Source organism: Paenarthrobacter sp. A20, assembly GCF_024168825.1.
Taxonomy (GTDB): Bacteria; Actinomycetota; Actinomycetes; order Actinomycetales; family Micrococcaceae; genus Arthrobacter.
Window position 1 is genome coordinate 5,004,226 of the sequence record NZ_JALJWH010000001.1, and the last position, 26,739, is coordinate 5,030,964.

Here is a 26,739-nt window from a genome sequence, read left to right on the forward strand (position 1 = left end):
TCACGCCTGCACTTTCGGGATGGTGCCGGTGGCGGTGTACGGCACGCGGATTTCGCCGCGTGCGGCCTTGCCTCCGATGTCCGTACGGAACTGCGAGCCTTCAAGCTGGACCAGCTCGACGCCGTCGTACGCCTTTTCGCGGGCCTCCACCAGATCCGAACCCAGCGCAACAACTGCAAGGACGCGGCCGCCTGCGGAAACGACCTTGCCTTCGTCGTCCAGCTTGGTGCCGGCGTGGACAACGTGCACGCCGTCCAACTCGTCAACCTTCTTCAGGCCGCGGATTCGGTCACCCGTGCGGGGCGCGTCCGGGTAGTTTTCGGCGGCAACGACGACGGCGACTGCCGTGTCCTTGGACCAGCGCAGCTCTTCCGCCGTGTCCAGTTCGCCCTTGGCAGCTGCCAGCAGCAGCGCACCGAGCGGGGTCTTGAGGCGGGCAAGGACAGCCTGCGTCTCGGGATCGCCGAAGCGGACGTTGAACTCGATGACGCGGGTGCCGCGCGAGGTCAGGGCCAAGCCACAGTAGAGCACGCCGACGAAGGGGGTTCCGCGGCGGGCCATCTCGTCCACGGTGGGCTGGGCCACGCGGTCGATGACTTCCTGGACCAGGCCCTCGGGAGCCCACTCGAGCGGGGTGTACGCACCCATGCCACCAGTATTGGGGCCTTCGTCGTTGTCGAAGATGCGCTTGAAGTCCTGGGCCGGTGAGAGCGGCACGGTGGTGCGGCCGTCGCACAGGACAAACAAGGAGACCTCGGGACCGTCGAGGAATTCCTCGATGACCACGGTTCCACCGGCGTCGAAGCATGCCTGGGCGTGTGCCAGGGCTTCCGTGCGGTCCTTGGTAACGACGACGCCCTTGCCGGCGGCCAGGCCATCGTCCTTAACTACGTGGGGCGCACCGAAGGTATCCAGCGCATCGGCAGCTTCCTCGGCATTGGTGGCAACGCGGGCCATGGCCGTGGGGACGCTGGCTTCGGCCATGATCTGCTTGGCGAACGCCTTGGAAGCTTCCAACTGGGCTGCTTCCTTGCTGGGACCGAAGACCGGAATGCCGGCCTCACGGACAGCGTCGGAAACTCCGGCAGCCAGCGGCGCCTCGGGGCCGACGACAACCAGGTCCACGCCCAGCTTGGTGGCGAGGGCGGACACGGCTTCCGGGCTGTTCCCGTCGATCGCGTGGGTGGGAACGAGTTTGCTGATGCCCGCGTTGCCCGGGGCCGCGTGGACCTCGGAGACGTTGGGGTCTTCAAGCAGAGAGCGGACAATGGCGTGTTCGCGGCCACCTGGGCCAATGACGAGTACCTTCACAGTCTTCAAGGGTACTTTGTGAAGGGCGCGGGGCCTAAGCTGTGTCATTCCCCGGACCCGGCAGCTTTGACCCGGTTACCCTGCAGCGCGCGGGTGCGCGGTTGAGAGCGCGCGGGCGCGCGGTTGAGAGCGCGCGGGCGCGCGGTTGAGCCGGGAACCGCCCCACTGCGCCCTAGACTTGGCTTATGCCCATGAGTTCGCATGAAACGTTCAACGTTGAGTCTGCGGTGGAACTGGCAGTGATCGAACGAAGTGGCTTTATTGAGTCCCGGCACATCGGCGCGGCCGTCGTTCTTGCCGGTGACGGCTCTGTGGTCACCCGTCTTGGTGACATCGACGCCCCCATCCTCGCCCGCTCCACCCTCAAACCCTTCCAGGCACTGGCCTCCATGCAATCCGGTGTGCCCCTGCGCGGGGCGCAAGTTGCTGTCGCCTGCGGGAGCCACACCGGGTCCTTGGACCACATGGACGTGGTGGAGGGAATGCTCAAGGCAGCCGGCGTCAAGGAAGAAAACCTGCAGTGCCCCACGGCCTGGCCGCAGGACGAGACGGCCCGCAACTGGCTGGTCCGGTCCGAACGCGGACAGTCCAAGCTCGCCTTCAACTGCTCGGGCAAGCACGCCGCCTTCTTGTGGGCCTGTACTGAAAACGGCTGGGACCTCCGCAGCTACCTTGAGCCCAACCATCCCCTCCAGCAGCGCGTACGGTCCGTGATCGAGGAGTACAGCGGCGAAACGATTTCACATCTGGGCATCGACGGCTGCGGAGCCCCCGTGGCAGCCATCTCGCTAACGGGCCTTGCCCGCGCCTACTCCCGGCTGGCCAAGTCGCCCGGGGACTCGTCGTCCAACGCACGCGCGGCCACCATCGCCACCTCCATGCTGGACTACCCCTGGGCCGTCCAAGGCAAGGGCGAGTCCAACACGGTGGTCATGGAAGAGCTTGAGGTCCTTGCCAAGATTGGCGCCGAGGGCATCCTGGTCCTGGCCACGCCAACCGGCGCGACGGTGGCCGTGAAAATGCTCGACGGCAACCTCCGCGCCACGTCCCTGGTGGGACTGACCCTCCTGGCTGTCAGCGGCGCCGTGGACATCCCGGCCGTTTCCAGCGTCCTGGAACGAGTGGTTGAGCCCGTCCTCGGCGGCGGTCGCCCAGTGGGTAAGATCCGGTTGGGCCACGCCGTCTCGGCCCTGCTCGACTAGCACTTCTGAGGAGAGACACCCATGGCTGTTGCACGACGCCGCGTCAATATTGAGGAAGGCCGCGCCGCCCTGGCAGCTTGGCAGGCCGCCGTCGAACCTTCCGGCGGCGAAACCGCCGGTGAGCCGGGCCGCGATGCCGGGAACCCGCCGTCGCGCTCTCTCATTGCGACGGCGGTCCGCTACTCCCTTGAGGAAGTCACCGCACGCGCACCCGGCAACTCGGTGGAGGTCCGGGTGCCGCCGTTCGGCGTCACCCAATGCGTAGAAGGCCCCCGCCACACGCGCGGCACTCCCCCCAATGTGATCGAGTGCGACGCCGCCACCTGGCTGTCGTTGGTGACCGGCCGGATTTCATGGGCAGACGCGGTGTCAACCCACCGGGTGGCTGCCTCCGGCCTGCGTGCCGATCTTTCAGAGTTGCTCCCCCTCTAAGGAGTTTTTGTACAGCTAATGCCCCTAAGACGGCGTCTTAAGGGCATTAGCTGTACAAGAACTATCCGGTCAGTCCGGGCAAACCGGGGTTGTTGATTGCCCCTTCTTGCTCATCTCGAACTGCGGGATGTCGTCGGCTGCGGGTCCACCGCGGAACTTCGGGGAAGGGTTCTGGCCGCTGCTGATGCGCTCCAGTTCCTGCTGGGCATAGACGTCTTCCTTGCCGAGCATGATGGCTGTGTCCTCGTTGGTGATCTCACCGTTGAAGGCGCGGACCATGACGCTGCGGTCGAACTGGCCTTCCCACTTGGCCACCACGAACGTTGCCACACAGTTGCCGAGCAGGTTGACGACCACGCGCATGGAGTCCATGAGGCGGTCGGCTCCGAGAAGAAGCGCGACGCCGGCAACCGGGAAGATGCCGAGGGCTGCAGCGGTAGCGGACAGTGCCAGGAAGGACGACCCCGGTACGCCCGCCATGCCCTTGGAGGTCAGGAGCAGCACGCCAAGGGCTGCCAACTGCTGGCCGAGATCAAGGTTGTGGCCGAAGGCCTGGGCCAGGAACAGCAGCGAGATCGAAAGGTAGATCGCGGCGCCGTCGAGGTTGAAGGAGTAGCCGGTGGGAACCACCAGGCCGGTGGTGGCACGGGAGCAACCGGCGTTGGTCAGCTTGGTCATGATGCGGGGCATCACAGCTTCCGTGGAAGCAGTACCCAGTGCCAGCAGGAATTCTTCGCGGGTGTACTTGAGGAACTGCCACAACGGAACGCGGGCGAAGCCCCAAGCCACCACGAACAGCAAGCCGATGAAGATGATGGCCGCGCCGTAGCAGGCAGCTATCAGGAGGGCATAGGTACTGAGCGTGCCGATGCCGTACTGGCCGATGATGAAGGCCATGGCACCGAAGGCGCCGATGGGGGCCACCTTCATGATCCAGGACATGATCTTGAAGATCAGCTCGAGGACGGTTTCCATGAGGCTGATGACCGGAAGGCAACGCTCGCGGCCGATGACCACAATGGCGGCGCCGAAAAAGACTGAGAAGAACAGCACCTGAAGCAGGCTGTTGTTGGCAAACGCACCGATCACGCTGACGGGGATGACATCCAGGATGAACGCCGCGGCGTCCTTGGGCGGAGCGTTGCCGGTCTTGGCGTTAAGGGCATCCTGGGACAGCGTGGAGGGATCGATGTTCAGGCCGGCACCTGGCTGAACGATGTTTCCCACGATGAGCCCGAAGACCAGGGCAAAGAGGGTGGCGCCGGTGAAGTACAGGAGCGCTTTGACCCCGACCCTTCCGACCGCCTTGACGTCGCCCACTGCCGAGATGCCCGTGACGATCACGAGGAAAATCAGCGGGGCGATGATCATCTTGATGAGTTGAATGAATCCATCACCCAGTGGCCGGAGGGCGGACCCAATGGTCGGCCAAAAATGACCGATGAGCACACCTGCGACGACGGCGATCAGGATTTGAAAAAAGAGCGACTGGTACAGCCGCTTTTTCTTCTGCGGGGCCGAACTCGCCTTCAGCGCCGCGGGGTCTGGGATCTTCATTGATCTGAACCAATCAGTTTGGGAACAGCCCCACATTTTGAGGGGGTTTTTCAAATGTAATCCCGCTCACACCATTCCGCAAGGGGAAAATGTTATTCCATATTGTGGAAGTCACATTTGGTTTTTTGTACAGCTACTGCCCTGATGGGCGGCTCATAAGGGCAGTACCTGTACAAAAACTCAGCCCGTCCACCCCTGTTTGCGGAGCCCCTGGGATACCCGGGCCACTACCCACTTCCTCCCGTGCTTCATGTCGATCTTGTTGATCTTGACCTGACGCCAGCCGGCCTCTGAGACGCGCTGATCCCGGTAAGCATCCAGCGCCTGCTGCTCTGGACAAAGGTGATGGAGACCCTCGTATTCAAGGCAGATCCGATACTCCGGGCACCCCAAGTCAGTCCACACCGGCTTGCCAAGCGCATCGTCTACCCGGCAGTTTGGAACGAATGCAGGAAGCCCGGCCTCTTCAAGCAAGAGCCGGAGCTTGGTTTCCGGCGGAGAATCAACACCCACGCGAATCGCATCCAACGCGATACGGGCCTTGCGGACACCATGGATACCGTTGGCCTTTTCAACGAAGAGTTGCAGCTTCGGCAACGAAACCAGGGGGACCCGCGGTGGACCGAACGAGCGTTCGTGTTCGCTGACAATGGCATCTCCCACGACCACCAGATCTTCCATGGGCAACATCGTGGCCAGATCCACCCACGTCCGCGCAACAGACGTGAGGACAGCGACCTCCAGGTCTGTGAGATCACCGTCCCTCAAAGTCAGGCGATGGCCGGCCACTCCCCTACGCCGAGGCAGCGATCCGTTCCTTGGCCGGGATAGATGGATGAATCGCCCCGGCTCCCGAAAGTGGGGCCCGCTTTTTGGCCCCCAGGGAATAGGTTCGACGACGGCGGTCACCGGGCCGCCGTCGTCGGGCTTGAATTGCGCCCAAGCAGGCAGCGGCAGGCCCAGAACCTCCGCGGCACTGATATGGCTAAGGAAATCGCCCCGGTGGAGGTCAAGATGTGGCCGGGCAACCTCCAGCAACGTTTGCACTCGCAGTGGCAGCCGGAGTCCCCTGCTGGGCACCAGTAGGTCCGACGCCCGCAGCCTCTTCGGGGCAACGCCGAATTCATCAGCCTCAGCCAGAGTAAAGGCTTGGTCAGAGAGCGCGGGAGGAAGTGAAGACAACGGACGCATGCCCCATTCAGTCATAACGACCGAGGCGACCGAGAGTTATCCACAGATCATTCGCGTCAGACCTGAGTTTTTGTACAGCTAATGCCCGGAAAGGGCGGATTTGAGGGCGTTATGTGTACAAAAACTCGCTAGCCGCGGCCCACGAATGGCATGCCTGCGGCGGTGACCACCAGGGATCCCACACTGGCCGACGCCGGCATATTGGCCATCATCAGCACAGCACGGGCGGCGTCGTCCACGGGGAACATCGGCTCCACCTTGCGGCTGCCGTCGGCCTGGAGGGCGCCGGAGCCCACGCCGATGGTGTCCATGATTTCCGTGCGGGTATTACCGATGTCGATCTGCCCGCACGTGATGCCGAACGCCCGGCCGTCGAGCTCGATGCTCTTGGTCAGGCCGGTCATCGCGTGCTTGGTGACGGTGTAGGCCACGGATCTGGGCCTCGGTGAGTGCGCCGAGATGGAGCCGTTGTTGATGATGCGGCCACCTTGCGGTTCCTGGGCTTTCATGGCCCTCACGGCCTCGGCAGCGCACAACATTGAACCCGTGACATTGACGCGCAGGGTTGCTTCCCACTCGTCCACGCCGATCTCGCCCACGTCCCCGGCCGGACCAAAAATACCCGCATTATTGAACAGCACATCAACCCGGCCCCAGCGCTGGCGGACCTCGGCGAAAAGGCGCGCGACGTCGTCGGGCGCTGTGACATCGCAGGGGACCGCAAGCGTGTCCGGATGGTCGCCTGCCGTCTCCAGCAGTTGCGCCGCGCGGCGCCCGGCCAGTGCCACCCGGTAGCCATCGGCGAGCATCAGCCGGGCAACCGCCCGCCCAATGCCCGAACCAGCCCCGGTCACGACGGCGACCTTCGGGTCTGCGGGCAGGCTTGAGTCAGTCATGTGGTTGCCTTTCGGGTGGCGCGTTCAGCGCATGGATCAGTGTGCGGCTTCGGCCGGCTGGTGTGCGACGGGCTGGGCTGCAGTTATCGGCCAGCCTATGACAGTCTTCGGGCGCGGAGTGGCGTAGGTTCGGACCTTGGACGTGGACAGGCCCAGACGGACCAGGGATTCGGCAATGGTGACAGCCGCGGCCACGCCATCAACCACCGGAACACCCGTTCGCTGGCGGATTTGGTCGTCGAGTCCCGCCATCCCACCGCAGCCCAGGACGATGACCTCGGCCTTGTCTGCGTTCACTGCTTCCTCGGCCTGGCCCACAATCGCCTCAACGGCACGTTCCGGGTATTCCTCGAGCTCCAGCACGGCCATGCCACTGGCCCGGACGGAGGCGCAGCGTGTGTCCAGGCCTGCAAGCTTGAGCCGGTCCTCGATAAGGGGCACCGCGCGGTCAAGCGTGGTGACCACCGAGTACTTGTGGCCCAGGAACATCGCGGTGCTTGCTGCGGCCTCGGTGATGTCGACCACCGGGACGTCCAGGAGCTCCTGGAGCCCCTCGCGGCCGTGCTCGCCGTAGCCTGCCTGGATGACGGCGTCGAACGGTTCCGGGTAGTTGACCACGGCGTCCATGACGGCGATCGCGGCGAGGTAGCTTTCGAAGTTACCCTCGCAGGAATCGGCGCCGAACCGCGGAGTGATGCCGATAATCTCCGTGCCGGGCGCTGCTGCCGCGCGGGCCTGGGCGGCGATGGAGTCGGTCATGGACTGGGTGGTGTTCACGTTTGCGACAAGGATGCGCATGGGTTTCCTCTCAACGGCAATGCCCGTCCTCCGCTGGATCCGGTTGCTGGGATCTGCTTGGCGGGAGGACGGGCGACGCCTTGATAATGGTGTGTCAGTGAGTGCTGGCGACCGCGATCGGCTCGCCGGAGACGTCCTCATGGAGCTGCTTCTTGTCAGCCACCGCGAAGAACGTGAGCGCAGCTACGCCTGCTCCGATAAACCAAGCGAACGGTGCTGCGGGTGCCAGTGCCGGAATGAAGGCGATGGCGATGGCGATCGCTGCCGCCGGGATCATTGCGATGATCGCCTTTGGGTTCACGCCCCGCTTATAGAAGTACGCACCCTTCGGGTCCTCGGTGTAGAGCTCGGGCACGTTGACCTTGCCCCGACGGACCAGCCAGTAGTCGGCCATGATCACGCCGAACAGCGGTCCAAGCAACGCACCGAGCCCGCCCAGGAAGTACACAATCACGATCGGGTTGTTGTAGAGGTTCCACGGCAGGATCACCAAGCCAATGGTGCCGCTGACCCAGGCTGCCTTGCGGAAGTTCAAGTGCCGCGGGAAGAGGTTGGTCAGCGCGTACACCGGAGCGACGAAGTTGGCCATCAGGTTCACGGCCACTGTCAGGATCAGCAGGGCGAGGCACGCCAGGACCAGCAGCAAGGTGTTCGGGATGCTCTGGACAATGTCCGAGGGGCTCTCGATGACGGTGCCATTGATTTTGTACTGTCCGCCAGCCATGACGACGACGATGGCGCCAAAGACCAGCATGTTGATGGGGATGCCCCAGAAGTTGCCCTTGACGATGGACTTCTTGGACGTGGAGGACCGCGTGAAGTCGCAGAAGTTCAGCACGAAGGTTCCGTAGATGGACACCCACAGCGCACCTCCGGCGAAGATGGTGAGCCACATTTCCCCACCTTCAAGGCCCTTGATGCCGGACCACTGAATGGCGCCACCGGCTTCGATGAACACCCACACGGCAATCGCTGCCATTGTCACCAGGATGACCGGGCCTGCGAAAGCCTCGTACTTACGGATCATCTCCATGCCGAAGCTGACGATGACCAACTGCACGATCCAGAGAGCCACGAAGGAGAACCAGCCCAGGGTGGACAGGCCAAGAATGGAGTTGCTGTCCAGGTCCTTGAGGCCAGGTGCCATGGCAACCAGCATCACCCGGAGGACCACCGAGGCCAGGTATGTCTGGATGCCGAACCATGCCACGGCAACGGCGCCGCGGACGAGGCTGGCGATCTGCGCACCCCTGATACCAAAGCTGATGCGGCTCATGACCGGGAACGGGACGCCGGTCTTCTGGCCCATGAACCCCGAGAAATTCAGGAGGGCAAAGAGCAGGATGGCACCGATTCCCAGCGCCACCAGAATCTGCCAGCCGCCCAAGCCAAGGGAGAACAGGCCGATGGCAAAGGCGTAGTTGCCCAGGCTGTGGACGTCGTTGGCCCAGAGGGTAAAGATGCTGTAGCTGGTCCACTTGCGGCCCTTGGCCTTAGTGGGAGCGAGGTCGATGTTGTAAAGACTGGGGCTGATGGTACGGCCTGATGCTTCGGAAGCAATAGCGCAGAGGTCCGTGTTGCCCACGGCCGGGTGGTTGGGGCCACCTGCTGGTGCGTCTCCCGGAGTACCAGTGACGCCGACTGATGAAGTCGTCTGCATCGTGGATCTCCACTTCGTACTGATTCCACATTGCGGAATCAAGTTATTGAATAGTGAAAACACTCTATGACGCAGGTCACTCGCCGTCAAGGTGTCACGAATGTAGGCAGGGTCACATTCGGTTGCTTGGCCGACGGTTTCCCAGTTGACTGTTTCGGTTACGCAATCCGTGTTGACGCTGCCGATCCGCAGACGTAATCTCGAATTGCAGAATTTTATTCTCACAATACGAAATTCCTTGAGCGCCCCCACAGAGCAAGCGCCCAGACATTCAATGAAGAGAGGTTGGACGTGGCTGCAGGAGAAGAGACCTCACACATCCTCAGCGGGTTGACTGCCCAGCTGCCTGATCGTGATCCGGAAGAGACCGCGGAGTGGATTGAGTCCCTTGATGCGTTGATCGCGGAGCAGGGTACCGAGCGTGCCCAGTACATTATGCGTTCGTTGTTGCAGCGTGCTGGTGCCCGGTCGGTGGGTGTGCCGATGGTGACGACCACTGATTATGTGAACACGATCCCGGTGGACCAGGAAGCGCCGTTCCCGGGGAACGAGGAGTTCGAGCGCCGGTATCGTGCGTACATGCGGTGGAACGCTGCGGTGATGGTGCATCGTGCGCAGCGTTCCGATATTGGGGTGGGCGGGCATATTTCCACGTATGCCGGTGCCGCGACCCTGTACGAGGTGGGCTTCAACCACTTCTTCCGCGGTAAGGACCACCCCTCCGGTGGAGACCAGGTGTTCTTCCAGGGCCATGCGTCCCCGGGTATGTACGCCCGCGCGTTCATGGAAGGCCGCCTGACCGAGGAGGATTTGGACGGGTTCCGTCAGGAGAAGTCCAAAGAGGGCCACGCCCTGTCCTCGTACCCGCACCCGCGCCTGATGCCGGACTTCTGGGAATTCCCGACCGTGTCGATGGGTATCGGCCCGATGAACGCGATCTACCAGGCCCAGTCCAACCGATACCTGCAGAACCGTGGCATCAAGGACACCTCCGACCAGCAGGTCTGGGCGTTCCTGGGTGACGGGGAAATGGACGAGCCCGAGTCCCGTGGCCTGCTCCAACTCGCCGCGAACGAGAACCTGGACAACCTGAACTTCGTGATCAACTGCAACCTCCAGCGCCTGGACGGACCGGTCCGCGGCAACGGCAAGATCATGCAGGAACTCGAGGCGTTCTTCCGCGGTGCGGGCTGGAACGTGATCAAGGTCGTCTGGGGCCGGGAATGGGACACCCTCCTGGAGAACGACGCCGACGGGGCGTTGGTGAAGATCATGAACGAAACCCCCGATGGTGACTACCAGACCTACAAGGCCGAGTCCGGCGGGTTCGTCCGTGAACACTTCTTCGGTAAGTCCCCGCAGACCAAGGACATGGTCGCGGATTTGGACGACGAGCAGATCTGGGGCCTCAAACGCGGCGGGCACGACTACCGCAAGGTCTACGCCGCGTACAAGGCCGCGACCGAATTCAAGGGCAAACCCACGGTCATCCTGGCCAAAACGGTCAAGGGCTACGGCCTGGGCCCGCACTTCGAGGGCCGCAACGCGACCCACCAGATGAAGAAACTGACCATGGAAGACCTCAAAGCCTTCCGTGACCACCTGCGCATCCCCATCAGCGATGACCAACTCGACGCGGACCTCTACCGGCCCCCGTACTACCACCCCGGCATGGACGCCCCGGAAATCAAATACCTCATGGACCGCCGGGCAGAACTGGGCGGGTTCGTCCCCGAACGCCGCCGCAAACACACCGACGTGGTCCTCCCGGACGCGAAGTCCTACGACGTCGCCAAACGCGGGTCCGGGAAACAACAAGCCGCGACCACCATGGCCTTCGTCCGTTTGTTGAAGGACCTCATGCGGGACAAAAACTTCGGCGCCCGCTTCGTGCCCGTCGTCCCGGACGAATCCCGCACCTTCGGCATGGACGCGTTCTTCCCGACCGCGAAAATCTACAACCCCAAAGGCCAGAACTACCTCTCCGTGGACCGCGACCTCGTCCTGGCCTACAAAGAATCACCCGCAGGCCAACTGATCCACCCCGGCATCAACGAAGCCGGCGCCGTCGCAGCGTTCACCGCCGCCGGCACCGCCTACGCCACCCACGGCGAACCCCTGGTCCCGATCTACGTGTTCTACTCCATGTTCGGCTTCCAACGCACCGGGGACTCCTTCTGGGCCGCCGCGGACCAAATGACCCGCGGCTTCATCATCGGCGCCACCGCAGGACGGACCACCCTCACCGGCGAAGGACTCCAACACGCCGACGGACACTCCCCCATCCTGGCCTCCACCAACCCCGCCGTGAAAACCTACGACCCCGCCTACGGCTACGAAATCGGCCACATCATCCGCCACGGCCTCGAACAAATGTACGGACCCGACGCTGACGCGCAAGGAACCAGAACTGCGTCAGATAAAAACGTGATGTACTACCTCACCGTCTACAACGAACCCATCACCCAACCCGCCGAACCCGAAACCCTGGACATCAACGGACTCCTCAAAGGCATCTACCGCCTCGCCGAAGCCCCCACAGGAGACCCGAACCGCCCGAAAGCGAACATCCTCGCCTCCGGCGTGTCCGTCCCCTGGGCCCTCGAAGCCGCCCGGATCCTCAACGACGACTGGAACGTCGCCGCCGACATCTGGTCCGTGACCTCCTGGAACGAACTCCGACGCGACGGACTCGCCGCCGAAGAACACGCCTTCCTCAACCCAGGCCAACCCGCCCGCACCCCGTTCATCACCGAACAACTCGCAGGCACCACCGGACCCGTCATCGCCGTGTCCGACTACATGAAAGCCGTCCCCGACCAAATCCGCCAATTCATCCCCAACGACTTCGCCTCCCTCGGAGCAGACGGCTTCGGCTTCTCCGACACCCGCCAAGCCGCCCGCCGCTACTTCAAAAACGACACCCACTCCATCGTCGCCAAAACCCTGCAGTTGCTGGCGGCGAGGGGCGAGGTAGAGGAGGGCGCGCCGTCGTACGCCATTGACCGCTACAAGCTGCTCGACGTGAACGCCGGCACCACAGGCGGCGCAGGCGGCGACGCCTAAAAACCCGCACAAACAACAGTTGGCGGCAGTGTTCGTGATGAACACTGCCGCCAACTGTCATTTTGCTGGGTTTCGTACTAGGTGCCCAGGTTCCGCCTGTCGACGACAAAGCCTGTTGCCGCGTTCTCGCGGACTGCGTTGATACCGGCCACAACGGCCTTCAAATTCGGAAACTGTGGCGACACTGCCACAACCGTTCCGTCCTCGGCTGTGAGCCGGAATCGGAATGAGTTGGTACCTGCTTTGAGAATCTCGAAACTACCGGCCATTTTCCCCTGTCCCTCGCGCGTCGCTGCGTATCGAGCTGACTTCATAACTCTCCCCCCGACCCTAACGGCCATTTCAGACCATCAAAAGCCCTACTGATCGGTAATTTACAACCGATATCGGTAGATCTCTTTGAAAGCATTCGAGGAGCTACAGACCGCATGGAACCCCGCGCGTATCGTGAGGATATGACTGACTCCGGCATGGCCCCTGTGACGGGCGTGCTGCTCGCTGCGGGCGCCGGCACGCGCCTGGGCCGTGGCCCCAAGGCATTGCTCCCCTTCCGTGGGCGCACGCTGGTGGAAGTGTTGGCCGACACCTTGTTCGACGGCGGCTGCCGCGAGGTTGTGGTGGTTCTCGGAGCTGAAGCCGACCACATTCGAAGCGTCACGGATCTGGGCACACATGTGGTGGTCGAAAACGAAAAGTGGGCCAAGGGCATGGCAGGATCGTTCCGTGCGGGCATCGAAGCCGCCGCCCCCGGCAACAGCATCATGGTTGCACTGGTGGACCAACCCGGTTTGACCCCGACGGCGGTGAGCAGGCTGCTGGGCAGCCACCGTCCCGGTCGGGTCACCGCAGCCGCCTACCCTGACGAGTCAGGCCACCTGAAACGCAGGCACCCGGTGATTTTCGACGTCGGGCTTCGCGAACAAGCCGCGGAAGCGGCCAATGGCGACACGGGCGCGCGGGCGTTCCTCAAGGCGCATCCGGGCCTGGTGGACCTGGTGGATTGCAGCGACCTCTGCTCGGGCGCGGACCTGGACACGAAGGATCAGCTGCATCTTCTGGACGGGTAGCAGCGCGGTAAATTAGGGTCCATGATCCGCATCGCACTCGACGATCCCGCACGCCCCGATGTCCACCAGCTCCTCAGCGAACACTTGGCCGACATGTTCGCCACCTCGCCCGCGGAAAGCGTGCATGCCTTGGACCACTCGGCGTTGTCGCACGAGTCGATCACGTTTTGGACAGCCCGCGAGGACGGGGTTTTGTTGGGATGCGGTGCGTTGAAGACGCTCTCCAGCGGGCATGCAGAGATCAAGTCCATGCGCACCACGGCCAACGCCCGTGGACGCGGCGTGGCAACCCTGCTGCTTGAGCACATCGTGGCCGAAGCCCGGAGTCGGAGCTTGGAACGCCTCAGCCTGGAAACGGGGACCGAGGATTACTTCGCACCCGCCCGCCGACTGTATGCGCGGCACGGCTTCACCGAGTGCCCGCCGTTTGCCGACTACGCCCTGGACCCGAACAGCGTGTTCATGGAGCTCCCCGTCTCACCCAAGTAGGTAGCAGATCAGGCCGTAATGAGGGCTCAAAACGGCCTGATCTGCGACTCAGTTGGGGATCAGGGTGCGGTCGCGGAGGGCCAGGTAGATCTTGTCCCGCGCGATGGGCAGCTCTCCGAAACGGATGCCGGTTGCGTTGCGGATCGCGTTGGCCAACGCAGGGGCGACGGGGTTGAAGGGGCTCTCGCTCATGGACTTGGCGCCCAGTGGGCCAGTGGAGTCGTTGGTCTTGGCGAAATACACCTCGCTGCGGGGCACGTCCGCGAACGACGGAATATGGTACTGACGCAGGATGTCCGTGGTGACCCGTCCGGCGTCGTCCACTTTCACTTCCTCGTACAGCACCGCCCCGAGCGCCTGCGCAATGCCACCCTCAATCTGTCCACGGCACTGTCGCGGGTTCACCACCACACCGGCGTCCGCCGCCTGCACACTCTGCAGGATCCGCAGCTCACCGGTACCCGTATTGACGGCAACGCGGAAGCCATGCACGTTGAATGCCACGGAACGCGGCGTTCCTCCCCAGTTGCCATCGGTGGCGAGCCGGACGCCTTGCAGCCTGGCGGCGTCGACAATTTCGGTCAGCGTCACCCTGCGGTCTCCGCACTCAACGGCTCCGTCCACCAAACGGCAATCCGCCAAGCCCGCTCCCGTCAGCGACGAGGCGACGGTTTGGATCCGGGTGGCGAGTTCCAGCGCTGCTCCGAGTGTCGCCTTGCCGGCCACCACGGTTCCAGCCGAGCCGAACGCGCCGGTGTCGTGCTCCAAGAGGTCGGTATCGGACTGGCGAACGGTCACCTTGGAAGCTGCTGTCGCCAGCGCAGTGGCAGCCAACTGCGCATGCACAGTGGTGGTGCCGTTCCCGAATTCCGCAGTACCGACGTCGACGGCGAACCTTCCGTCCGCTTCCAGGCTCACCCGGGTGTGGGCGAAGTGGCCGCGGGGTGGGACGGTGTCGATCATGGAGAGCGCGGAACCTTCGCCAACGACCCATTCGGGGCCAAGGTCATCGAGCCCGGCAGCACGGTAGCGTTCCTTGCCACGCTCCAGGGCATCGCGCACCAAGGCCACGCATTGGTCCAGTCCGTAGCTTCCGTAGTGAACGTCTTCCTCGGGCTCCGGCGTAGTGGACAGCATGTGGTCACCGGGCCGGACCATGTTCTTGAGCCGGAACTCCAAGGGATCCATGCCAATGCCAACGGCAAGCTCATCAATGGCCGACTCGATCGCGAAGATCATCTGGCTCAGCCCATAGCCGCGGAAGGCGCCGGCGGGAACGGTGTTGGTGTAGACGGCGTGGGCGTCCACCTTCTTGTTCACGCATTTGTAGACAGCCAGGGACTCGCCGCAGCCATGGAACATGACGCCGGGAGCATGGTTTCCGTAGGCGCCGGTGTTGGTGAGGACGTCCAGCTGCAGCGCAGTGAGGTAGCCGTCCCTGCTGGCACCCGCCTTGAGCTTGATAGTGAACGGGTGACGGGTCGTTGTGGCGGTGAACTGCTCGGTACGGGTGAACTCGAGCTGCACTGGCCGGCGGAGTTTCAGCGCGGCCAAGGCCACCAGGTCCTCGGTGAGGACTTCCTGCTTCCCACCAAAACCACCGCCAACCCTCCCGGCCACGACGCGGACGGTCTCCGGCGGCAGATTGAACAACCGGCTCAACGTCCGCTTCACCAAGAACGGAACCTGGGTGGACGAACGGACAATCAGCCTGCCGTCCTCATCCAACCAAGCGATGGACGCGTGAGTTTCCATGGCCACGTGCTGCACCCGCTGAGTCTGGTAGGTGTGCTCGTGGATGAAGTCGGCGGCCGCGAAGCCATCTGCAACACTGCCCAGCTCGGCATGCACTTCCGCCACCACGTTGTGATGCGGCCTGGAGATCCGGGACGCTTCACCGTCCTTCTCACCGTGGATCGCGGGAGCGCCGGGAAGGATGGCTTCCTGGGGAGTGAACACCGGCGCCAGGAGTTCGTACTGAACAGCCAGCGCACGGGCACCGGCCTCGGCCGCACCCACCGAATCGGCCACGACGGCCGCAACCCGCTGCCCGATGAAACGGACCACGTTGTCCAGCACGCGGGTGTCGTCGGGGTCATCGGTGAAGTTCTCGTGCTGGGCTGTGGAGAACAACTGCTGTGGTGCGTCCTCGTGCGTGAACACAGCGACGACACCCGGCACGGCCAGTGCCGGAGCCTTGTCGATGGACACAATCCGGGCGTGCGCATGCGGCGAACGCAGGAGCTTCAAATGCAACAAACCAGGGAGCTGCTCCGCTGGAACATCCAAGGCGTACCTGGCAGTTCCGGTCACCACGGCGTTGCTGGCGAGGGCGGGGACGTTGTCGCCGAGCTGGCCGGGAGTGGCTTCCACGGCGGGGGTTCCCGCAGCGCCAGGTGACTGAGCCCCGGAGACATCGGCTCCGGCGTCGTGCTCGTGATCGCTTCCATGACCACAAACCGCATCCGCGATGGAGCGGTAACCCGTGCAGCGGCAGAGATTGCCCTTGAGGTTTCGGGGCAGGTTGGCACGTTGCTCGTCGTCGAACGTGGCGGCCGTCATCATCATTCCGGCGGTGCAGAATCCGCACTGGAAGCCCTGTCCTTCGCTGAACTGTTCCTGCACAGGGTGGAGTTGCCCGTCCTTGGACAGGCCTTCGATGGTGGTGACGGCTTTGCCCTCGGCACGGACGGCCGGGTAGATGCAGCTGTGCACGGGCGTGCCGTCAACGTGGACGGTGCAGGCTCCACAGTCGCCGCCGTCGCAGCCTTTCTTGACGCCGAAGTTGCCCTCTTCGCGGAGGAACGTGCGGAGGCATTGGCCGGGGCGGGGTGTGGCCTGCGAGGCAGTTCCGTTGATCTCAATTGCCATTCGGGGCCTCCTTCTGCTGGGTGTTGGATGGTGCGGGCTGCGTGGATGGCTGGGGCGAGGTGTTGTGTGGCGGCCAGAAATCGCCGGACACGGTCATTGACTCGCCCAGCAGCTCTGCCCGGATCTCCTCGGCCAGCTTGAACGTCATGTCACGGCGCCATGCCGGCAGGCCATGGATGTCGTCGTGGTACAGAGGCCACGGAATGGAATCGCCGACGGCGTCAGCCAACGTCCCGGCGTCGGGAACCTGCCCGGCGGGGAACCGCAGCTGCACTGGCCTTTTGGTGGAGGCGGTCACGGTGATGACCAAGCTGCCGTCGGGGTCGAGCCGGCCGATCAGCAGAACGCCGGAGCGGCCGAGGTTGCTCAGCGACAGCCGCCGGAAGGCGACGCGGGCTGAAAGCGCGTGTGCCGGCAGGTGGATGCTGCGCAGCAACTCCCCCGGCGCCAGGACGGTCTGCATATCTCCCGTCACAAAGTCGCTCACTGGGACGGTGCGGCTGGTGCCGTCCGGGCTGAGGATGGTCCCCACTCCGTCGAGTCCGGCGCACAACGATGTCATGGGCCCGGCCGGCAGGCCGGTGCATAGGTTGCCACCCACGGTGGACATGTTCCAGACCTTGAAGGATGCCACGAAGGAGTCACAACAAGGGCGGATCAGTGCAAGGCCAGGCCATTCGCGGCTTGCTGCCTCGGCGGTCTGCGGCAGGGCGTAGAGCTCGGCCACAGTACACGTAGCTGCAAGCTCGATGCCCGCGTCTGTCACGGTGATTGCGGGCCAGTTGGCTTCTCCGAGATCCAGGAGGCGCTTGAGAACCGTGCTTCCGTAGGAGAAGAGGACGGTACCTCCCGCCAACCAGGCATCGCCGTCCCGCCAAAGTGCCGGATCCGTGGTGGGCACCACGGCTTCGATGGTGTTCATGTCCATGGGTCCTCCTGAGTGAGGGATTGGGGTACTGGGTGAATCGGCGCCGGATGAATGGGGCCCGTGCTGTCCTTGAGGGAGGGGAACCCGCTGGACTTATCGCCGCCGCCGGCTGGGACGGCCGTTACGCGCTCCGCAATGATCTCCGCCGTGATGGAGACCGCTACTTCCGCGGGAGTCACAGCGCCGAGGTTCAACCCGATCGGTGAGTGCAGGCGTTCAAGTGCCTCCGGAGTTGTCCCGGCTTCAAGCAGCGCATCAACTCGTTGACGATGGCTGCGACGGGATCCCATCGCACCGACGTACGCCAGGTTGAAGCGCAAGGCCGTTTCCAGCAGCGGGATGTCGAACTTGGGGTCGTGGGTCAGGACGCACACCACTGTCCGGTTGTCGATGCGGCGTGCTGCTGCCTCGGTTTCCAGGTAGCGATGCGGCCAGTCGGTGACCACCTGATCGGCTCCGGCGAAGCGGCCCTGCTGCGCGAAGGCGGGCCGGGCATCGCAGAGGGTGACGTTGTAGCCGAGAAGTTGTCCGGCGGGGAGCAACGCTGCGCCGAAGTCGTTGGCACCAAAGATGAGCATCCGTGCGGCAGGCAAGCGGCTTTCGACGAACAAGGTGATGGGCTCTGGCTGGGTATCTTCTTCCTGGCTCTCGGCAGCCCACCTGTCGGTAGTGACCCAGCCATCGATGCAGCCCTCCGGCGGCGCGAGCCGGACCAACCCGGCACGTCCACCCTGGAGCAGCGGCTCCACTTGGGCGGCCGCTGCAAAGAGAGTGGCAGGGTGGTCGCCCACCAGCTTGGCCAGCTCCTCAGATTCCATGGCGCGGAACCGCACAGGATCGTTGACGACAACTACTCCTCCACCGGCACCGAGCCTGCGGATAAGTGCCATGGAGGCTGGGGCTTCCGCGTTGTGTGCTGTGGAGGATCGGCCTTGGAAGGATGAAAGCCCAGTAAAAACAGAAAGCTCCGCAGAGCCGGCTCCCAGTGGCTGGATGTGGACTTCCAGCTCTCCCCCGCAGGTGAGTCCGACGGCGAACGCGTCCTCGGCACTGTAGCCGAACGACTCCAGGCGCGGGCCGCCGTCGCGCATTGCTTCCAGCGCCGCCTCCACGACGGCGCCTTCGACGCAACCTCCGGACAAGCTACCCAGGATTTCGCCGTGTTCGGAAACCATCATGGAGGTCCCCATGGGCCGTGGCACGGAGCCACCAGTCCCTACGATCGTGGCCACGGCACACAGTTGGCCAGAGACCGCAGGCCGCCAGCTGCCCAAAGAAGGCATCAGATCCAGCATGGCAACACATCCTTATTCCAGGTGTCCCAACCGGGTGGCCCGGCCGGAGCAGTGCGCGATCTTGCCTCATATTCTCATTTCCAGAGGTTGTTGAGGGGAAGTCGCGGCTAAGTCAGTAAGAGTTCAATGGGTAAGAGTTCATAGGAACGGGGGCAAGGGCTTCATCTCCCTGCCCCCGTTCCCTGACGGAGCGTCGGTGCCCGTCCCTGAATCATCAGGGCCGCCGCCCGCCGTCGTGCCTGTTTGAAAGGGACGACGACGGCGGACGCCTATTCGTGCGGTGGGTTCCGACGGACCGTCGATCGGAGTGCCGGATGACCCGCCGGCACGGGGTGGGGCTCCGGGTCAGACACCCATCAGGGCGTTGATTGGGCCGCGGGCGAAGTAGATGATGAAGCCTGCCGTGACCACCCACATGAGCGGGTGGACCTTCCTGGCCTTGCCCGAGGCCGCGCTGATCACCGCGAAGGAGATGAAGCCGACGCCGATGCCGTTGGCGATGGAGTAGGTCAACGGCATGGTCACGATGGTCAGGAACGCAGGGAGTGCGATGGAGAACTTGGTGAACTTGATCTCCCGGATCTGGGCCATCATCATTGCGCCCACCACCACCAGTGCTGCAGCAGCTACTTCCAGCGGCACCACCGAGGTGAGCGGGGTGAAGAACATCGAGCCCAGGAACAGGAGGCCGGTGACCACGGAGGCCAGGCCGGTGCGTGCGCCCTCACCGATGCCGGCTGCGGAGTCGATGTACACCGTGTTGGACGAACCGGAGGTTGCGCCACCCACCACTGCGCCCATGCCTTCAACGATGAAGGCCGACTTCAGCTTGGGGAACGTGCCGTCCTTGTGTGCCACGCCTGCGCTCTTGGCCAGGCCCGTCATGGTGCCCATGGCGTCGAAGAAGTTGGTGAACACCAGGGTGAAGACCAGCATCGTCGCGGCCAATCCGCCGATCCGGGCGAACGAACCGAAGAGATCGAACTGGCCCACCAGGCTCAGGTCCGGGACCGAAACGAGTTGGCTCGACAGGATGGGGACGTTGAGGTGCCAGCCGCCGGGGTTGTCGGCGCTGCCGGGACCGATGTGGAACACTGCCTCGACAACTGCGGCGAGCACGGTGGTGGCGACGATGCCGATCAGCAGGCCGCCCTGGATCTTGCGTGCCACGAGGATGCCCATGGTCAGCAGTCCGACGATAAAGACGAGGGTGGGGATGGAGGTGATGGAGCCGTTGTCTCCGAGCTGGACCGGCGGGCCGCCCGTGGTGGCGCGAACAAAACCTGAGTCGACGAAGCCGATGAAGGCAATGAACAAGCCGATGCCCACGGTGATGGCAGCCTTAAGTTCCTTGGGGACTGCCTTGAAGATCGCCGTTCTGGCACCGGTGGCGCCGAAGAGGACAATCAGGATGCCGTTGATGACCACCAGGCCCATGGCTTCTGGCCACGTGACTTCCTGGATCACCGCGACGGCGAGGAAGGAGTTGATGCCCAGGCCGGCAGCGAGGCCGAAAGGCAGGTTGGCCACGAGGCCGAAAACGATGGTCATGACGCCGGCAGTGAGGCCCGTAACGGCACCCACCTGCGCTGCGGAAAGCCAGCCGCCCGCGACATCAACCGGAGCGTTGTCCGCCGAGAAACCACCCAGGATGAGCGGGTTCAGGATGACGATGTACGCCATGGTGAAGAAGGTGACCAGGCCGCCGCGGAATTCACGGGCCAACGTGGAGCCACGCTTGGAGATCTGGAAGAACTTGTCCAGGAAGGAATTCGACACCGGGGGCTTCTTGTTGCCATCTACCAGGCCGGTTGCCGTGTGCTTTGCCGCTGTGGGCTCTGCGCCGTCTCCTTGGGGAAAGAGCGCAGCCTGCTTCTCAGCGGAATTATCCAGGATTGTCATGTCAGCCACCGGGCCCTAGTAGTCAATCCTGGAATCAAGCGTGTTCCATGTGTTGAACGGCTGGAGGGCCGCCGGAGCCTGGGGGTCGCCCAGTTCCAGCTTGGCTACCGGCATCAGCGCGTCCCGGTTGTCGTTCTCGAAGTACTCGTAGAAGACGGCGTCGTCGAAGCCGACGGATGCGGCGTCGTGACGGTCTGCGGCAAAGAACACGCGGTCAACGCGTGCCCAGAGTGCGGAGGCCAGGCACATGGGGCATGGCTCGCAGCTGGTGTAGAGGGTTGCACCGCTCAGATCGAAGGTTCCCAGTTCGCGGCAGGCGTTACGGATGGCCGTGACTTCTGCATGTGCGGTGGGATCGTTCGTGGCGGTAACGCGGTTGACGCCTTCGAAGGCTCGTCCGTCCGCGGTGACAATGACGGCGCCGAAGGGGCCACCACTGTTGAGGACATTGGCTGTTGCCAGCTCAATGGATGTGGCCAGGAATTGCTCGGCCGTGACGGTTGTACTCATGTTGCGACTTCCTTAGTGCTGAGGAAGCCAGGTGACCTGTTTGGGGGCGCTACAGAGAAGAGCTCCAGTTAGCTTGGTTACCAGGCTTCAGCATGTGCGATGAAGGTTAAGTTGCGCCTGGTAGATAGCTTCCCGAGGTCCGGGTGCCCGCCTTTGGCAGTTAGAGCGTAGCACCGGGTTTGTGAGCCGCGCCATAGTTTTTTGAAAATTTAATTTCGTAATGCGAAATTACATTTACCTGCTGGATGCTGGCCGAATGTGACTGTGGGCGCCCGGCGGGCGTTGACTGCCGCCGTCGAGCATTCTACGCTTTTCGGACTGGGCCGCGTTCTGACGGCCCGGCAACCTGGATCAGCAGACAGGGCCTAACTGAGCTGGAACGCGTACACGCCGACCAGACAAGGAACCTGTTATGACCCGTCTTTGGATCAAGAATCCGCTGGGAATTTTCACCGCAAACGACCTCGACGCCGGTGGCGGCCTGGTGGTTTCCGACTCCGGCACCATCATTGAGCTGGTGCCTTCGGGCGGGCAGCCCTCTTCTCCCGCCACCGTTTTTGACGCATCCGGGCACGTGGTTCTCCCCGGGCTCATCAATACGCACCACCACTTCTACCAAACCCTCACCCGCGCCTGGGGACCCGTGGCCAACGCTCCCCTGTTCCCCTGGCTGCAGAACCTGTACCCCGTGTGGGCACGGTTGACGCCCCGCAGCCTCGAGCTTGCCGTGCAGGTTGCGCTGGCCGAATTGCTGCTTTCCGGCTGCACCACCGCTGCCGACCACCACTACCTCTTCCCCGACGGCATGGAAGACGCCATCGATATCGAGGTGGCGGCCGTGCGCTCCATAGGAATGCGGGCCACCTTGACCCGCGGGTCCATGACGTTGGGAGAGGACGACGGCGGGCTGCCGCCCAGGACCACGGTCCAGTCGCCTGAGGCAATTCTGGCGGACAGCGAACGGCTCATCCGCAAGTACCACGAAACCGGTGATGGGGCCGTTGTTCAGATCGCGCTTGCCCCGTGCTCACCCTTCTCGGTGACCAAGGAAATCATGGCCGAGAGCGCCGCCATGGCCGAACGCTTCGACGTCCGGCTGCACACCCACCTTGCCGAAACCATCGACGAGGAAGACTTCTGCAAATCCATGTTCGGGCTGCGGACCGTGGACTACCTGGAGTCCGTGGGCTGGTTGGGAAACCGTACCTGGCTGGGTCACGGGATCCACTTCAACGACGAGGAGATCGCCAGGCTCGGAGCCGCGGGCACCGCCGTCGCGCATTGCCCCACCTCCAACATGCGCCTGGCCTCCGGGACCGCCCGCGTCCTGGAACTTGAAGCAGCGGGAGTTCCCGTGGGGCTGGGAGTGGACGGATCGGCGTCGAACGATGCTTCGAACATGATCCTCGAGGCACGGCAGGCACTGTATCTGCAGCGACTCCGCTACGGCGCTTCCGTTCCCGTGGAGCGTGCCCTGAGCTGGGCAACGCGTGGGTCGGCTGCGGTTTTGGGTCGCTCCGACATCGGGCAGCTGGCACTCGGGCTCCAGGCGGACCTGGCCCTGTTCAAGCCTGACGAGCTGCGCTTCTCCGGCAGCCACGACCCCGTCGCTGCGTTGTTGCTGTGCGGTGCGGACCGTGCCGACCGTGTCATGGTGGGCGGGCAGTGGCGCGTGGTTGACGGTGCGATTCCGGGCTTGGACGTGGCCGGACTCATCGCTGAGCACTCGGCGGCGGCGCGGAAGTTGGTAGCGGGGTAGCGTCCGCTTGCTCTGCGCGCGAAATCGCCGGAACGCTTCCATTCCTCAGGGAACGTTCCGGCGATTTCACGGCTTTCCAGCGACTTCGTTGCCGGCGGCCGAGACGCTTCCTAGATCATGATCTTGTAAATGTGATGCGTGTACTCGTTGGCGAACGAGTCCGTGAACTTTCCGTTTTGGACCGGGATACTGCGGTTCTCGCCCACCACTTCCACCTGCGAGCCAGTGATCCCGGCAGGAAGGGTGAACGTCTTCGCACCGGTCGCGCCGTTCACACCGATGCCGGCAAAGAGGTAGGCGCTGCCGTCCTTGGCTTTGAGCATCGTGTCCGTACCCGTGGCGCCCGCGTTCCACACATAGCTTTGCGTATTGAGGACAGGAGCGAGGGCTTGGATACCAGCGAGTGCGGCCTTGATCTTCGCCTTGCGATCAGCCGGCGCCTGGACCAGTGAATACGTCCCGAACCCTGTCTGGCCGTTGTTGTTGTGCTGGAAAATGCTGATCCCGCGCGCCTCGTGGATGATGCCGGACCACATAGCTCCCTCCATCTGTTCGGGCGTGATGGTGCGGTCATTGGAGGCATTCAGGAACGGTTTAGCCGACTCAACGAAAATCCAGTTCGGATGGATGCCAGGTGCCGACTGGAACTTCCGCATCTGGTCAATCTGCCAACCATAGGCCGCCGATGTCGCCGTCTTTGCGCCCTGCGGCCACGCCGGAGTCCGGTTCAACTCGTCCTGCAGATCCGCCCGCGTGTACATGTAGTTATCCACGGATGCCGCGTCGACGGCGGCCATGAAGTCGTCCATCAGCCCCGGTGCCCAATAAGTGCCCAGGATGCCCTTGGAGTAGTTCGCGAAAGCAAACCTGCCGTCGTTGAATCCCCGGATCTGGGCCACTTTGTTCTGCATCTGTTGAAGGTTCTGCGCGTAGGTTGAGCCGTTGCAGCCCAGCCCGAGCATGTCGCACTCGTCGTACGTGTCCCAACCGACCACACCAGGGTTACTGCCCACTTCGGTGCGGGACCATTCCGTGCCGGCGATGACCAGCATTCCCGTATTCGTAATGGACGCCATCGTGGAGCCATCATGTTCGGCGTTCTGATAAACGTTGACCCCAATGTCCTTCAACTGAGTGGCGTGCTCAGGTTTGCCGTAATACACGCTGACCGGGAACAGGTTGGGGTTGTTGAGCTTCGCTGCGCCAGGGAACTTTGCCCAGTAAGCAGGGCCTCCATCCCACGGAACCCGAGCCAGGTTGGCGAGGCTCCCCGTGCCCGGGGTGGGGGTTGGGGTTGCCGTGGGGGTGGGGGTTGGGGTTGCCGTGGGGGTGGGGGTTGGGGTTGCCGTGGGGGTGGGGGTTGGGGTTGCCGTGGTCGCACTCGGCGTCGGCGTCGCAGTACGGGTAGGCGTCGGGGTGGGCGTCGCCGTCGCAGTTGCAGTACGGGTAGACGTCGGCGTCGGGGTAGACGTCGGCGTCGGGGTTGGCGGCGCCGTCGCAGTTGCAGTACGGGTAGACGTCGGCGTCGGGGTTGGCGTCGCCGTCGCAGTTGCAGTGCGGGTAGACGTCGGCGTCGGGGTTGCAGTGCGAGTAGAAGTGGGAGTCGCCGTCGGGGTTGCAGTGGTAGCAGTAGGCGACGACGTGGGTGCCGTGGCGGTTGTCGTCGGTGTCGGCGTCGGCGTCGTGCACCCAGCGAGAGCCAACGCGATCACCGCCCCAAGCATTGAGACCTTGAGTTTCATGACATGTTCCTTTGGGGTAGCAGCCACACATCGGCTGCTGCGGCGCCGGATCCCCACTCCCGGCTCTTTTGTCACCCGCCGAGGCAGGGATTTTAGCCAGGGTGAACGTCCTGGCATGGCTCGATGACGAGCGTCAGTTTTTACTCGACATGCTGCAGTGCGACGCGTGCGGGCCATATGTCCGGCGCCATCGAGCGAGCAAGCGCAACCCGTCAGTCAGGGCTGCAACGACCTTGAAGACCCAAAAGGGTGGCCGTCAGCCCAGCTTACGTGAAGCGCTCAGCACCCTACCGATTGTTACGCAGATCACATTTTGCGATTTCGATGCTTCGCTGCCAACCACGCCGTTCGCACGGCACAGCTTGCAGCGAGCCATCGAATCGGGCTTTTCCACATAGGGCAGCATGCTCCTGTTCGTGCCGCCACGTTCCTTCAAAGCTTGTTCCATGGCGAACAACAACAAAACAGGGCTCCCCCCAATGATGGATTTGTGGCGGACCAGCGAGCTCCATGAACTGGGGTTCAACGACAGAAGGATTGCAGCACTGGTGCAAGTCGGCGATCTGGTACGACTACGCCGGGGTTGCTACATCCGCGGCAGTACATGGGCCGCTCAAAAACCTTGGGTACGCAGCCGGCAGTTGATCGCCGCGCACGCTCACGGAACACTTACGACGTCGACTGGCGGCTTGGTCTACAGCCACACCTCGGCAGCACGCCTGCACGGACTGTTTCTCTGGGACGTGGATGACCGCGTGCACATCACAACCGATTCAAGCGCATCGCGATCGTCCCACGGCCACGACGCTGTTGCCCATGGTCGGGCCCTTGAAACCAACGAAATAATGCTTATCAACGGCATGCCTTGCACCTCCTTGGAACGAACCGTTGCTGACTGCGGCCTCTTACTGAACTACAAGCAATCCTTAGTGCTGATGGACCACGCCCTTCGAAAAGGTGCTGACGCCCACAAGCTGCAACTGATGTGCGAGTCCCTGGCCGGGCGCAACGGAGTCCTCGCCCTACGCCGGGCATTGGAGAGTGCGGACGCACGCTCCGAGTCACCAGGTGAAACCCTGACCCGCGAGTTGCTCCAGCGCTTACGGATCGATCTTCCTGAATTGCAAGTGGAGGTGTCATCACCTGAGGGTTCTCATCGACTGGATTTTGCTTGGCGGGACAAGAAGGTTGCCCTGGAGTTCGATGGGAAGGTGAAGTACTTCGACTACGCACCAACCTCCGAGGTCATCTTCAAGGAACGCCAGCGCGAAAAGGCCCTCATGGCACAGGGCTGGACGTTCATTCGGATCAAGTGGCAGCACTTGTTTCGGGAGCAGGAGTTCAAATCAACCGTGCTTGGGATCCTACGCAGCACCACCTAGGCAGTACCGAGGCCCCGTTTCGGGGGTTCGCTGCGTAGGACGCCGGGCGCACGGCACGTTCTGCAGCGAAGCATCGAAACGGGCAGCACACAGCGGGCCAGAAGGCACGCAAAAAGCGGGCGATACCTCCCCAGGTATCGCCCGCCTCGTTGGCTCTGTTGCGCAGAGTCCGCGCCCCCAAGTGCCTAGGGGCGCTGCCGGCCGAACACCGGGAGCGCGCGCAGCCAACGGGAGAACCCGCCGGCTTTGCGGTCACAGTCGGCCGGAATGTAGAAGTCGGGATCTGTTGCACCAAAGGGCAGGTACAGCTCCTGACCGGGCGCCGGGAATTCCACGACGTTGTTCGTATCCTTCGAGTCCATCTGTTCCTCCTCTTTCTCATGCACACAGTTTCCGCTCTTCGGAAAACTTTTATTGTTATGTGGAAAGTGTAGGCAGCTGCTAAACAACGCGTCAAGACCCCCTCCGGAGCAAAGTGAGTTGCCGCGGTCACATTTGGATGGTTCATAACGATCCTCGGGAACCCATGTACATCTGCCGAAATCATGCGCTACTCTCGAATGAGTTCGTGGCGTAGGTCACGTAACCTGAGAGCAGCAGGCAGGGTCGTAATGAGCTGGCATCCATGGATGCTGGCTCTTTTTTGTTGGGTCGGCTCCACCAGAAACGCAGTGGAAACAC

At 63.2% G+C, this 26,739-nt stretch carries 22 protein-coding genes; 7 read left to right on the top strand and 15 right to left on the bottom strand.

Annotated elements, in window-relative coordinates:
• On the bottom strand, nucleotides 1-1,311 hold the full coding sequence (gene purD, locus J3D46_RS23135) for a phosphoribosylamine--glycine ligase (protein WP_374110847.1): 1,311 nt from the start codon (nucleotides 1,309-1,311) through the stop codon (nucleotides 1-3).
• Between the two features lie 185 nt (nucleotides 1,312-1,496).
• Here purD and J3D46_RS23140 point away from each other — a divergent pair, with 185 nt between their 5' ends.
• Together J3D46_RS23140 and J3D46_RS23145 are read left to right on the top strand one after the other, a co-directional pair.
• Entirely contained in the window at nucleotides 1,497-2,513 is a 1,017-nt protein-coding gene (locus J3D46_RS23140; protein WP_231341836.1) for an asparaginase, read from the top strand.
• A 21-nt stretch (nucleotides 2,514-2,534) separates the two neighbouring features.
• A complete protein-coding gene (locus J3D46_RS23145) occupies nucleotides 2,535-2,945 on the top strand; it encodes a sterol carrier family protein (RefSeq protein ID WP_253469062.1) in 411 nt (136 codons plus the stop codon).
• A gap of 69 nt (nucleotides 2,946-3,014) precedes the next feature.
• Here the strand turns inward: J3D46_RS23145 and J3D46_RS23150 are convergent, their stop codons facing one another.
• The 5 genes from J3D46_RS23150 to J3D46_RS23170 all read right to left on the bottom strand — a co-directional run bounded on the left by J3D46_RS23150 (nucleotide 3,015) and on the right by J3D46_RS23170 (nucleotide 9,047).
• Nucleotides 3,015-4,502 carry a cation:dicarboxylate symporter family transporter gene (locus tag J3D46_RS23150; RefSeq protein ID WP_231341838.1) on the bottom strand — a complete coding sequence of 496 codons (1,488 nt, stop codon included), beginning with the start codon at nucleotides 4,500-4,502 and terminating at the stop codon, nucleotides 3,015-3,017.
• Nucleotides 4,503-4,682: 180 nt separating this feature from the next.
• Nucleotides 4,683-5,183: a hypothetical protein gene (locus tag J3D46_RS23155; RefSeq protein ID WP_253469064.1), complete on the bottom strand. Its 501-nt coding sequence runs from the start codon at nucleotides 5,181-5,183 to the stop codon at nucleotides 4,683-4,685.
• 638 nt (nucleotides 5,184-5,821) lie between these two features.
• Nucleotides 5,822-6,589: an SDR family oxidoreductase gene (locus tag J3D46_RS23160; protein ID WP_253469066.1), complete on the bottom strand. Its 768-nt coding sequence runs from the start codon at nucleotides 6,587-6,589 to the stop codon at nucleotides 5,822-5,824.
• Between the two features lie 36 nt (nucleotides 6,590-6,625).
• Complete coding sequence (locus tag J3D46_RS23165) at nucleotides 6,626-7,387, bottom strand: aspartate/glutamate racemase family protein (protein ID WP_231343245.1); 762 nt, start codon at nucleotides 7,385-7,387, stop codon at nucleotides 6,626-6,628.
• 94 nt (nucleotides 7,388-7,481) lie between these two features.
• Nucleotides 7,482-9,047: an NCS1 family nucleobase:cation symporter-1 gene (locus tag J3D46_RS23170; protein ID WP_253469070.1), complete on the bottom strand. Its 1,566-nt coding sequence runs from the start codon at nucleotides 9,045-9,047 to the stop codon at nucleotides 7,482-7,484.
• A gap of 291 nt (nucleotides 9,048-9,338) precedes the next feature.
• Here J3D46_RS23170 and aceE point away from each other — a divergent pair, with 291 nt between their 5' ends.
• Nucleotides 9,339-12,113 (top strand): pyruvate dehydrogenase (acetyl-transferring), homodimeric type, encoded by a 2,775-nt coding sequence (aceE, locus tag J3D46_RS23175; protein WP_253469072.1) that lies wholly within the window; start codon nucleotides 9,339-9,341, stop codon nucleotides 12,111-12,113.
• Nucleotides 12,114-12,190: 77 nt separating this feature from the next.
• On the opposite strand, the gene J3D46_RS23180 is transcribed toward aceE, so the two are convergent.
• A complete protein-coding gene (locus J3D46_RS23180) occupies nucleotides 12,191-12,382 on the bottom strand; it encodes a DUF1508 domain-containing protein (RefSeq protein WP_044569301.1) in 192 nt (63 codons plus the stop codon).
• A 159-nt stretch (nucleotides 12,383-12,541) separates the two neighbouring features.
• Here J3D46_RS23180 and nboR point away from each other — a divergent pair, with 159 nt between their 5' ends.
• Both nboR and J3D46_RS23190 read left to right on the top strand, forming a co-directional pair.
• A complete protein-coding gene (gene nboR, locus J3D46_RS23185) occupies nucleotides 12,542-13,180 on the top strand; it encodes a nicotine blue oxidoreductase (protein WP_253469074.1) in 639 nt (212 codons plus the stop codon).
• A gap of 21 nt (nucleotides 13,181-13,201) precedes the next feature.
• Complete coding sequence (locus J3D46_RS23190; protein WP_253469076.1) at nucleotides 13,202-13,669, top strand: GNAT family N-acetyltransferase; 468 nt, start codon at nucleotides 13,202-13,204, stop codon at nucleotides 13,667-13,669.
• A gap of 48 nt (nucleotides 13,670-13,717) precedes the next feature.
• Here the strand turns inward: J3D46_RS23190 and J3D46_RS23195 are convergent, their stop codons facing one another.
• The 5 genes from J3D46_RS23195 to J3D46_RS23215 form a co-directional block, all read right to left on the bottom strand.
• Nucleotides 13,718-16,540 carry a molybdopterin-dependent oxidoreductase gene (locus J3D46_RS23195; RefSeq protein WP_253469078.1) on the bottom strand — a complete coding sequence of 941 codons (2,823 nt, stop codon included), beginning with the start codon at nucleotides 16,538-16,540 and terminating at the stop codon, nucleotides 13,718-13,720.
• Nucleotides 16,530-17,468, bottom strand: coding sequence for a xanthine dehydrogenase family protein subunit M (locus J3D46_RS23200; RefSeq protein ID WP_253469079.1), 939 nt, complete (start codon nucleotides 17,466-17,468; stop codon nucleotides 16,530-16,532). Before J3D46_RS23200 ends, J3D46_RS23195 begins: the two co-directional genes overlap by 11 nt.
• On the bottom strand, nucleotides 17,459-18,763 hold the full coding sequence (locus J3D46_RS23205) for an XdhC family protein (RefSeq protein ID WP_253469081.1): 1,305 nt from the start codon (nucleotides 18,761-18,763) through the stop codon (nucleotides 17,459-17,461). Before J3D46_RS23205 ends, J3D46_RS23200 begins: the two co-directional genes overlap by 10 nt.
• Before the next feature lie 345 nt (nucleotides 18,764-19,108).
• Entirely contained in the window at nucleotides 19,109-20,674 is a 1,566-nt protein-coding gene (locus tag J3D46_RS23210; protein WP_253469083.1) for an NCS2 family permease, read from the bottom strand.
• 6 nt (nucleotides 20,675-20,680) lie between these two features.
• Nucleotides 20,681-21,175, bottom strand: coding sequence for a nucleoside deaminase (locus J3D46_RS23215; protein WP_017200639.1), 495 nt, complete (start codon nucleotides 21,173-21,175; stop codon nucleotides 20,681-20,683).
• Between the two features lie 412 nt (nucleotides 21,176-21,587).
• Here J3D46_RS23215 and J3D46_RS23220 point away from each other — a divergent pair, with 412 nt between their 5' ends.
• Nucleotides 21,588-22,934, top strand: coding sequence for an 8-oxoguanine deaminase (locus J3D46_RS23220; RefSeq protein WP_253469085.1), 1,347 nt, complete (start codon nucleotides 21,588-21,590; stop codon nucleotides 22,932-22,934).
• A 110-nt stretch (nucleotides 22,935-23,044) separates the two neighbouring features.
• Here the strand turns inward: J3D46_RS23220 and J3D46_RS23225 are convergent, their stop codons facing one another.
• Both J3D46_RS23225 and J3D46_RS23230 read right to left on the bottom strand, forming a co-directional pair.
• Entirely contained in the window at nucleotides 23,045-24,010 is a 966-nt protein-coding gene (locus J3D46_RS23225) for a hypothetical protein (RefSeq protein WP_253469087.1), read from the bottom strand.
• Between the two features lie 67 nt (nucleotides 24,011-24,077).
• Nucleotides 24,078-24,623: a hypothetical protein gene (locus J3D46_RS23230; RefSeq protein WP_253469089.1), complete on the bottom strand. Its 546-nt coding sequence runs from the start codon at nucleotides 24,621-24,623 to the stop codon at nucleotides 24,078-24,080.
• 532 nt (nucleotides 24,624-25,155) lie between these two features.
• Between J3D46_RS23230 and J3D46_RS23235 the strand changes: the two genes are divergently transcribed.
• Nucleotides 25,156-26,058: a hypothetical protein gene (locus J3D46_RS23235; protein WP_253469091.1), complete on the top strand. Its 903-nt coding sequence runs from the start codon at nucleotides 25,156-25,158 to the stop codon at nucleotides 26,056-26,058.
• Between the two features lie 185 nt (nucleotides 26,059-26,243).
• On the opposite strand, the gene J3D46_RS23240 is transcribed toward J3D46_RS23235, so the two are convergent.
• On the bottom strand, nucleotides 26,244-26,420 hold the full coding sequence (locus J3D46_RS23240; RefSeq protein ID WP_014922716.1) for a hypothetical protein: 177 nt from the start codon (nucleotides 26,418-26,420) through the stop codon (nucleotides 26,244-26,246).
• Nucleotides 26,421-26,739 lie beyond the last annotated feature (319 nt).

What these genes read in the sequence shown, in the direction of transcription:
- J3D46_RS23240 (WP_014922716.1), bottom strand. Translation starts at nt 26,420, where the DNA reads ATGGACTCGAAGGATACGAACAACGTCGTGGAATTCCCGGCGCCCGGT.
- J3D46_RS23160 (WP_253469066.1), bottom strand. Translation starts at nt 6,589, where the DNA reads ATGACTGACTCAAGCCTGCCCGCAGACCCGAAGGTCGCCGTCGTGACC.
- J3D46_RS23215 (WP_017200639.1), bottom strand. Translation starts at nt 21,175, where the DNA reads ATGAGTACAACCGTCACGGCCGAGCAATTCCTGGCCACATCCATTGAG.
- J3D46_RS23220 (WP_253469085.1), top strand. Translation starts at nt 21,588, where the DNA reads ATGACCCGTCTTTGGATCAAGAATCCGCTGGGAATTTTCACCGCAAAC.
- J3D46_RS23225 (WP_253469087.1), bottom strand. Translation starts at nt 24,010, where the DNA reads ATGGCGTCCATTACGAATACGGGAATGCTGGTCATCGCCGGCACGGAA.
- J3D46_RS23145 (WP_253469062.1), top strand. Translation starts at nt 2,535, where the DNA reads ATGGCTGTTGCACGACGCCGCGTCAATATTGAGGAAGGCCGCGCCGCC.
- J3D46_RS23190 (WP_253469076.1), top strand. Translation starts at nt 13,202, where the DNA reads ATGATCCGCATCGCACTCGACGATCCCGCACGCCCCGATGTCCACCAG.
- J3D46_RS23155 (WP_253469064.1), bottom strand. Translation starts at nt 5,183, where the DNA reads ATGGAAGATCTGGTGGTCGTGGGAGATGCCATTGTCAGCGAACACGAA.
- J3D46_RS23140 (WP_231341836.1), top strand. Translation starts at nt 1,497, where the DNA reads ATGCCCATGAGTTCGCATGAAACGTTCAACGTTGAGTCTGCGGTGGAA.
- J3D46_RS23150 (WP_231341838.1), bottom strand. Translation starts at nt 4,502, where the DNA reads ATGAAGATCCCAGACCCCGCGGCGCTGAAGGCGAGTTCGGCCCCGCAG.
- J3D46_RS23235 (WP_253469091.1), top strand. Translation starts at nt 25,156, where the DNA reads ATGATGGATTTGTGGCGGACCAGCGAGCTCCATGAACTGGGGTTCAAC.
- J3D46_RS23200 (WP_253469079.1), bottom strand. Translation starts at nt 17,468, where the DNA reads ATGGACATGAACACCATCGAAGCCGTGGTGCCCACCACGGATCCGGCA.
- J3D46_RS23205 (WP_253469081.1), bottom strand. Translation starts at nt 18,763, where the DNA reads ATGCTGGATCTGATGCCTTCTTTGGGCAGCTGGCGGCCTGCGGTCTCT.
- J3D46_RS23180 (WP_044569301.1), bottom strand. Translation starts at nt 12,382, where the DNA reads ATGGCCGGTAGTTTCGAGATTCTCAAAGCAGGTACCAACTCATTCCGA.
- J3D46_RS23170 (WP_253469070.1), bottom strand. Translation starts at nt 9,047, where the DNA reads ATGCAGACGACTTCATCAGTCGGCGTCACTGGTACTCCGGGAGACGCA.
- J3D46_RS23195 (WP_253469078.1), bottom strand. Translation starts at nt 16,540, where the DNA reads ATGGCAATTGAGATCAACGGAACTGCCTCGCAGGCCACACCCCGCCCC.
- J3D46_RS23165 (WP_231343245.1), bottom strand. Translation starts at nt 7,387, where the DNA reads ATGCGCATCCTTGTCGCAAACGTGAACACCACCCAGTCCATGACCGAC.
- nboR (WP_253469074.1), top strand. Translation starts at nt 12,542, where the DNA reads ATGGAACCCCGCGCGTATCGTGAGGATATGACTGACTCCGGCATGGCC.